Annotated in this window: 6 protein-coding genes; 1 reads left to right on the forward strand and 5 read right to left on the reverse strand. The window is 65.6% G+C overall.

From position 1 onward, the window contains the following. Positions 1-60 precede the first annotated feature (60 nt). The gene (locus tag ACCQ00_RS21845; RefSeq protein ID WP_017155985.1) at positions 61-918 is read left to right on the forward strand and encodes an acid phosphatase; all 858 of its coding nucleotides are present in this window, start codon (positions 61-63) and stop codon (positions 916-918) included. Between the two features lie 160 nt (positions 919-1,078). On the opposite strand, the gene mnmE is transcribed toward ACCQ00_RS21845, so the two are convergent. From mnmE to rpmH, 5 genes are all read right to left on the reverse strand, one after another. Then, complete coding sequence (gene mnmE, locus ACCQ00_RS21850) at positions 1,079-2,419, reverse strand: tRNA uridine-5-carboxymethylaminomethyl(34) synthesis GTPase MnmE (protein ID WP_039571265.1); 1,341 nt, start codon at positions 2,417-2,419, stop codon at positions 1,079-1,081. 159 nt (positions 2,420-2,578) lie between these two features. Then, positions 2,579-5,281, reverse strand: a complete 2,703-nt coding sequence (locus ACCQ00_RS21855; RefSeq protein WP_039571268.1) for a polysaccharide deacetylase family protein — start codon at positions 5,279-5,281, stop codon at positions 2,579-2,581. Positions 5,282-5,366: 85 nt separating this feature from the next. After that, entirely contained in the window at positions 5,367-7,091 is a 1,725-nt protein-coding gene (gene yidC, locus ACCQ00_RS21860; protein ID WP_017155981.1) for a membrane protein insertase YidC, read from the reverse strand. Positions 7,092-7,116: 25 nt separating this feature from the next. Next, entirely contained in the window at positions 7,117-7,554 is a 438-nt protein-coding gene (rnpA, locus tag ACCQ00_RS21865) for a ribonuclease P protein component (protein ID WP_007968218.1), read from the reverse strand. A 38-nt stretch (positions 7,555-7,592) separates the two neighbouring features. Continuing rightward, entirely contained in the window at positions 7,593-7,733 is a 141-nt protein-coding gene (rpmH, locus tag ACCQ00_RS21870; RefSeq protein ID WP_002805908.1) for a 50S ribosomal protein L34, read from the reverse strand. Positions 7,734-7,975: the final 242 nt, after the last annotated feature.

The raw sequence follows: 7,975 nt of genomic DNA on the forward strand, positions 1-7,975 counted from the left end.
CAGCTGTCATCGAGCCGTCGTAATCTGCGGGCTCTTCCATTCGTGTTGTCTGAGGTTGCCATGTCCCAGCGCAGTGCTCGCCACTTTCATCGGACGCTGGTCAGCGTTGCCGTCGCCGCACTGTTGATCGGCAGCGGCATCGCAAGTGCACGCGACAAGCCAGCCTCGAAAGATTCGGTACTCGCCACCGACGCGCATGGGTACCTAGAACAACAACAACTGCCCGACAGCGTGCAGCTGGTACCGCCGCCACCGCAGGAGGGCAGCGCTGCGCTCGCCAACGACGAGGCAGTCGCCAAGGCCATGCTCGCCCTGCGCGGAACACCGCGCTGGGAGCTGGCCGCGCAGGACGCGGTCCTGAGCTTTCCGGCTGCCGCCACGCACTTCAGCTGCGCGCTGGGCATCCAGATCGACCAGACCAGCACCCCGCATCTGATCGGTCTGCTCGAACGCAGCATGCGCGATGCCAGCACCGCGACCAGCGCCGCCAAGGCACGCTACCAACGCCCGCGTCCTTTCATGCGCAACGCGCAACCGATGTGCACCCCGGCCGATGATGCCGCCCTGCGCAAGAACGGCTCCTACCCCTCCGGCCACACCGCCATCGGCTGGACCTGGGGCCTGATCCTGTCGGAAATCGCGCCTGCCCGCCGCGATGCCCTGCTCGCACGCGGCCGCGCCTTCGGCGACAGTCGCCTGGTCTGCAACGTGCACTGGCAGAGCGATGTCACCCAGGGCCGCGTGGTGGGCGCCGCCACGGTCGCCGCATTGCACGCCAATCCTGCGTTCGAAAAAGACCTGGCCGCCGCACGCCGCGAGATCGAACAGGCGCAGGCCAAGCAGCCGGCTGCGTCCGCGGTGGCTGCGTGCAACGCCGAAGGCCAAGCGCTGAAGACCGTATTGCCCGGGGTGATGTAGTCCGCGGCAAGCGCACGGCCGCTGCGCCTGCTGGGCTCGGACGAGGTGCGAGCGTTTGCGCCCGCATCGCCGTCCACGCCGATGATGTGCGGCGGCAGATGCGTTTGACCGCGGCTGGTTCGACGGTTCCCGCCCGCCCCAGCGCGCTGCACACCACGCATCACTTGCCGATGCAAAAACTCGAGAAGATCTTGCCGAGCAGGTCATCGGCACTGAGCTTTCCGGTGATCTCGCCGAGCGCTTCATGTGCCAGGCGCAGTTCTTCGGCAGCCAGTTCCAGCTGCTCGAAACCCAGTTCCAGATCGGCAGCGTCCACGTGGTGTTCGGCGCGACGCAGCGCTTGGACATGCCGGGTGCGGGCGGAGAATTCGCCATCGACGCTGTCCACGCCATCGCCCAGTGCAAGCTCGCGCAGGCGGGTGTGCAATTGCTCAAGTCCCTGCCCGGTCACGGCCGAAACGGCGATCGCGTTGGCATCGATCTGCGCGGCATCGGTGAGCAGATCACACTTGTTGTGGATCCACAGCTGACGCGGCACCGCATCGATGGCATCGCCGATGGCATCGCGGGCGGCCTGCGGGTCGCGTGCATCCAGCACCACCAGCGCCAGGTCGGCGCGTTCCAGTTCGGCACGTGCGCGGCGCATGCCTTCGCGTTCGATCGCATCGCCGCCATCGCGCAGGCCCGCGGTATCGACCAGGGTCAACTCGAACCCGTCGAGCTGGATCGCTTCGCGCAAGGTGTCGCGGGTGGTGCCGGCAACATCGGTGACGATCGCACGGTCGCTACCGGCCAGCGCATTGAGCAGGGAACTCTTGCCGGCGTTGGGCGGACCGATCAACACCGCATGCAGGCCGTCGCGCAACTTGCGTCCGCGTTCGGCATCGCGCAGCAGCTGCGCGAGCACGTTGCGCGCCTGCCCCAGACCATCGCGTAGCTGGTTCCCGCCCAAGGTATCGAGCGGCTCGTCGGCAAAGTCGATGGCGGCCTCGACATGGATACGCAGGCGGGTCAGGGTTTCGGCCAATGCATCGACCCGTTGCGAAAACACCCCGTCCAGTGCGCGCCGCGCTGCGCGTGCCGCCCGCAGGTCGCCGGCTGCGATCAGGTCGGCGATCGCCTCGGCCTGCGCAAGATCGAGCTTGCCGTTGAGAAAGGCACGTTCGCTGAACTCACCGGCGCGTGCCTGGCGTGCCCCCAGTTCGATGCAGCGGGCAACCAATTGCCGCAACAGCACCGGGCTGCCATGGCCTTGCAGCTCGACGACGTCTTCGCCGGTAAAGCTGTGCGGCGAGTTGAACCACAGCGCAATGCCATCGTCGATGACGGCGCCCTGCCCGTCGCGAAAACGCGCGTAGTGCGCATGCCGCGGCCGCAGCACCGCGATTCCAAGCTGCGCTGCGATCTGCACCGACTGCGGCCCGGACAGGCGCACGATTCCCACACCGCCGATTCCGGCAGCACTGGCAATGGCAACGATGGTAGAGGTGGAAGACGCCATGGGCACTGCTCTAACGAGGATCGAAAAAGGGACACAGAGATTTTAAACGGCGCGGCCATCAGTGCCGACCCGCGTGTGTGCGGGTTCCTTTGAATCACCTGCCGTTGCGACATTCGCGCTGACTGGCGTCTGCACGCCGTGTCGTGTCGCGGCGTCCGGTCACAACGATTGCAGCTGCGCGCGCGCCTGCTCGGCACCACTGCCTTGCGGCTGCAATTCCAGGTACGTGGTATAGGCCTTGCGCGCCTTGTCGCGATCGCCTGCCTTCGCATATGCATCGCCGAGATTGAGATAGGCCACCGCGCGCGAGGGATCGATCTTCAAGGTGTTTTCCAGCCAGCGCGCCGATTCGGCAAAGCGCCCCTGACGGTAATACACAAAGCCCAGGTTGTTGGCCGCCAGCGCAAAATCCGGGCGCAGCTTCAGTGCCTCGGCAAATTGCTCGGCCGCATCGGCATAGCGCTGTTCCTTGTACAACTGCAGGCCGCGTTCGTTGGCCAGCTGTGCGCGTTGGCGGTCGCTGCTCTTCACTGCGGTGGGCAACACCAGCGTGGCCTGGCCACCTTGCAGGGTCTTCACCGTCACCGGCGCTGCAGCCACTGTCGCACCGGCTGCGGCCGGCACAGGGCGCGCTGCGTCCACGCGTGAGTTGAGCGCAATCGCGTCGGCCGACAGCTGCGCGGTCTGCGCGGTGAGAAATTCTTCGCCGCTGGGAACCTGGAACACGAATTCGCCGCCTTGCGAACCGGGCAGGCTGCCGAAGGCCGGCGTCTGCGCCGAGACTGCCGAGACTGCAGGCGCCACGTACGCGGCCAGTTCGGTTCCGGTGATCAAGCCATCGCCATTGAGGTCGCCCTTGCCGGTCAATGCCTGCAACAGCACCCAGGTGAACACCGAATGCCCATTGGGCCCGCTGTCGGCCACCTGTTGATCGGCGCCGCCAGCGGTGAGCATCTGGCGCGCAATACGCCGCGCGTTCTCGCGCAGGTACGCGCTGGACGTCGGACCGCCACGCGTCAATCCCAGCCCGCTGTAGCACGCATCCATCACGAACAAGACGTGCTTGGCCTGCAGGCTTTCGGCGATGTTCTGCAAATCGCTCATTGCGATCGCATCGCTGGCCAGATGCTGCGGGTCCGAGTCGACCGGAATGATGTAACCAAGATCGCGACCGGAAGCGAACCGTCGTGTGGCGCCATGCCCGGCAAAGAACACGAACACGCGGTCGTTGGTTTGTGCACGGCCTTCGCCGAGGCGGTCGTGGAATGCGGCGAGGATGTTGTTGCGCGTGGCCTGTCCATCCTTGAGCACGATCACTTGCGAGGACGGAAATCCCAGCGGCCCGGTCAGGGTACTGGCAATCGCCTGCGCATCGTTGGCCGCATATTCCAGCTTGGGCCACTGCGCGTAGTCGTCGATACCGATCACGATCGCCCACGATTTCGCATAGCCGGTGGTCACCGTGGCATCGGCCATTGCGCTGGGTGCACGCGCGACCGAGAACTCACGGCCATTCCAGCCGGCGAACTGGTACCCGTCGGCGATGAGCCGATCCAGAATCTGCGGCAGCGCTTTCACTGCGCGATCATGGATGTCATGGAACAGCACGATGCCGCGCTGCTCCTTGTTCACTTGATCGAGCACGCGCTGCACGATGGATTCGGGCACCGGGTCGGCCCAGTCCAGCGAGTCGATGTTCCACATGATCGATTTCAGCCCGGCCTCGCCCAGCAGCTGCAAGCCTTCCGCATTGCGTGCGCCATACGGAAACCGGAACAGCGGCGCACGTTTGTCGTCCACCGCACGCAGCAACATGTCGGTATCCAGCACTTGGCGACGCAGTGCATCGCCGGTGGTTTTAGACAACTGTGCGTGGGTCAGGCTGTGGTTCCCCACGACGTAGCCTTCTTCCATCAGCGTGTGGCTGATCTTGGACAGCGGCGCAAGTTGCGCTTTGCCGGCGGCATCCACACTGCCGAGATTGCGCCCCACTTCGAAGAACACGCCTGGCACATCGTAGCGCTTGAGAATCGCCACGATCTCCTCGGTGTAGGCCTTGTGCGGGCCATCGTCGAAGGTGAGCACCACCGTCTTGGGCGGCAGGTCGCGGCCGAACACTTCGCTGTCGCTGTCGCGCGCGGAGAACGGGTACGGCTCGACCACGCCATGGTCGCGCAGGATGTTCTCGCGCGTGTAGAGCGTGCGCAGATGCGCCACGTAGTCGCCCCATTTCTCGCGCTTGGGCACGATGGCGCGGCTGCGATCGAAACGACTGAAGATCTGCGTCAACTCTTTGTCGTAGCTGCGCTCGATCTCGTCCAGCGCTTCCAGATCCTCGCCGATGCGCTGATGCAGTTTCACCGCCGGCAATGCAGAGTCGCGGCCGATGCGTGCATGCAGATCGCGCAGCACCTCGGCAAATGCCAGGCGGTCGGCATCGAACAGATCCGGCGCAGATTCCACTTCGTCCAGCACCGCGGCAATCGTCGCGAACCGGCGCGCGTCTTGGGAGATCAGCACGCTGTCGAACGATGCGGCAATGCGCTCGCGCTGCTCCAGGTTTTCGTGAAACAACTGCTGGCCCACGCTGCTGGAGGTGGCGCGATCGCGTGGCGTTTGTGTGTCCTCATCGGCCAGCAGCACGATGATGCGGCGGTGCCGGTCCAGGTGTTGGCGCAGTTGCGCGATCAATGCACCGGTGGCGTTCCCGGTCTTGTCCGCCTGCGTGTCAGCACTCGTTGCAATAGTGGGCTTCGCGGCGGCGGCAGCGTCGCTGGCGTCCTGCGTGCCGCAGCCGGCCAACGCCAGCACTCCCACGCAACTTGCGCACAGCAACTGGCGATGCAACGGCGATGTGGTCACGACGGCGTCCTTGGCGAAACAGACAACAGGCAATACATGCGGGCTGACATGCAGAAAGCCCGCCTTGCGGCGGGCCTTGGTGAACTTACTTGGCGTTGGCCTGGATGATCTTGCTCGGCTTCTCGCCGTGCTGGCGGATCATCCACCACTGGATCAACAGACCCAGGCCGCCGTTGACCACCCAGTACAGCACCAGGCCGGCCGGCATGAAGGCCATCATGACGCCGAACACCAGCGGCATGAACTGCATCATCTTGGCCTGCATCGGGTCCATGCCCGGGGTCGGGGTCAGCTTCTGCGTGGCCCACATGATCGAGATGTTGAGCAGCGGCAGGATGAAGTACGGGTCGCGCGCAGTCAGATCCTGGATCCAGCCCAGCCACGGCGCCTGGCGCAGTTCCACCGACTCCACCAGCACCCAGTACAGCGCGAAGAAGATCGGCATCTGGATCAGCAGCGGCAGGCAGCCGCCCATCGGGTTGATCTTTTCCTTCTTGAACAGCTCCATCGTCGCCTGCTGGTACTTGACGCGATCGTCGCCGTAGCGCTCCTTGAGTTGCGCCAGGCGGGGCTGGAAGCGACGCATCTTGGCACCGGACTTGTACTGCGCAGCCGACAGCGGATACAGCGCCAGGCGCAGCAGCACCACCAGGCCGATGATGGCCCAGCCCCAGTTGTGCAGGAAGCTGTGCAGATGGCTCAGCACCCAGAACAGGCCCTGGCCGATGATGGCCATGATCGAGAAACGGCTGTAATCGACCACGCGGTCCAGGCCCTTGACGTCTTCCTTGGCGATCAGGCTGACCAGCTTCGGGCCCACCCACAGGCGCGCTTCGGTGCTGGCGGTCTGGCCCGGCGCCACGGTGAAGGCCGGCCCACGCAGCTCGGCCACGTCGCGCGGGCCGTCCTGGGCCAGCACGTACAGCGAGGCCTGGTCCTTCTGCGGAATCCAGGCGGTGAAGAAGTGGTGCTGCAGCAGCGCCACCCAGCCGCCGGTGATCTGGCGATTCAGGCCACCGTCGTCCATGTAGTCCTTGAACGCGCGGCGCTCATAGCCTTCCTGCGGGCTGTACCAGGTCGCGCCATTGAAGCTGAAGGAGTCCGGATTGGTCATGCCGCGGCTGAGGATGGTCGGCACCCGGCTCAGCTTGCGGAACACGTAGCCGTTCCACGGCGCGCCACTCTTGTTGATCACCTCGTCCTTGATCGAGATCGCATAGCGGCCGCGCTCCAGGGTAAAGGTGCGACGGATCGAGACGCCGTTGGGGCCATTCCAGACGAACGGCACCACCAGCGAGTTCTGGCCCTTGGCCAGTTCGAACGTCGTGCCCGGCTGCTCGGCGCGGAAGCCGCCCACACCCGGCACCGGCGAATGCTCGCTGGCCCAGCCGCTGGTGGCGTTATACGGGTGCGCCGGATCTTCGGTCAGCAGGCTGACCGGCGCGGTGCCGTCCTTGGTCTGCGGGAACTGCAGCAGCTCGGCATCGAGCACGCTGCGGCCATCCAGCTTCAGGCGCAGCACGTCCGAGGTCAGGGTCACCACCGGCGCAGCGCCGGCAGCAGCCGGTGTCGCCGCAGTGCTGCTGGTCGCCGGCACGGTGCCCGGCGCGCCGGCCTGCGGAATGGCCTGGGCCGAAGGTACATTGGCCGCGCTCGGCGCCGCCGCATCCAGGTCGCGCGCCGCCGGCACCGACTGCGTCGCCGCGGCCACCGGCGCATTGGCAGCCGCCTTGTCCTTGCCCCACTCCATCCACAGCAACGCCGCGACCATCAGCCAGGCAAAAATCAGGAAAACACGGGTCTGGTTCATCGGGCAGCAACTCGCTCAGTCGGAACTACAGTTCCGGCTCTGTCGGGGAAGGGGAGGATGGGCGCACCGTCCTGGCGGGCGGCATTGTGCCGGGCGCAGCAGGCAGGGGCAATGCGCCGGCACGGCGCAGCAGACGCACGAAGGCATCGCGAATCTGTGGATTGGTCGCTTTTGCCGCCGCCGAGCGCGCCACGATGACGTAGTCACCACCGGCCAGCTCGGGCAGCAGATGCCGCATGGCATCGCGCAGCACACGTTTGATGCGGTTACGTCCGACCGCGCGCGTATCGACCTTGCGCGACACGGCCATGCCCAGGCGCGGCGGCGTATCGCCGGTGCGCCAGTGCAGGCTCAGGAGTGGGTCCGAGGTGCGACGTGCAGTGTCGAAAACGATCGTATATTGCGCACGCGTACGAACCCGCGCAGAGCGAGGAAATCGCCTGCACGGGTTCGATGCGTTCACGGTAGGGACTGCCTCGGCCGCAGGGAGCGGCGCGGCAATCAAGCGCTCAGGCGCTTGCGGCCCTTGGCGCGGCGGCGAGCCAGGATCTTGCGGCCGTCGGCGGTTGCCATACGTGCGCGGAAGCCATGGTCGCGTGCTCGCTTGAGATTGCTGGGTTGGAACGTACGCTTGGTGGCCATGGGGCCCTCTGCATGAATGGAGACGAATAGAACCGGCAATGCTATAGGCCTGCCGCGGTTCCGGTCAACACCCTGCTTGCTTTACCGCGGATGAGGACGGCGGCGCCCTGTGGATGGCCCTGTGAATAACTCTGGGAAAACCCTGCCCTCGGTGCTAGGCTGGTCCATCCTCTTTTCACTACCGGGCTGCGAGCACGGCGCTTTTCTGCGCGCCGCAGCCGGCAACAGATGATCACACTTTG

The organism is Xanthomonas sp. NCPPB 3761, from assembly GCF_041475705.2.
Lineage (GTDB): Bacteria > Pseudomonadota > Gammaproteobacteria > Xanthomonadales > Xanthomonadaceae > Xanthomonas > Xanthomonas phaseoli.

Coding starts and splice junctions, on each gene's coding strand:
- yidC (WP_017155981.1), bottom strand. CDS start 7,091: ATGAACCAGACCCGTGTTTTCCTGATTTTTGCCTGGCTGATGGTCGCG.
- mnmE (WP_039571265.1), bottom strand. CDS start 2,419: ATGGCGTCTTCCACCTCTACCATCGTTGCCATTGCCAGTGCTGCCGGA.
- ACCQ00_RS21845 (WP_017155985.1), top strand. CDS start 61: ATGTCCCAGCGCAGTGCTCGCCACTTTCATCGGACGCTGGTCAGCGTT.
- rpmH (WP_002805908.1), bottom strand. CDS start 7,733: ATGGCCACCAAGCGTACGTTCCAACCCAGCAATCTCAAGCGAGCACGC.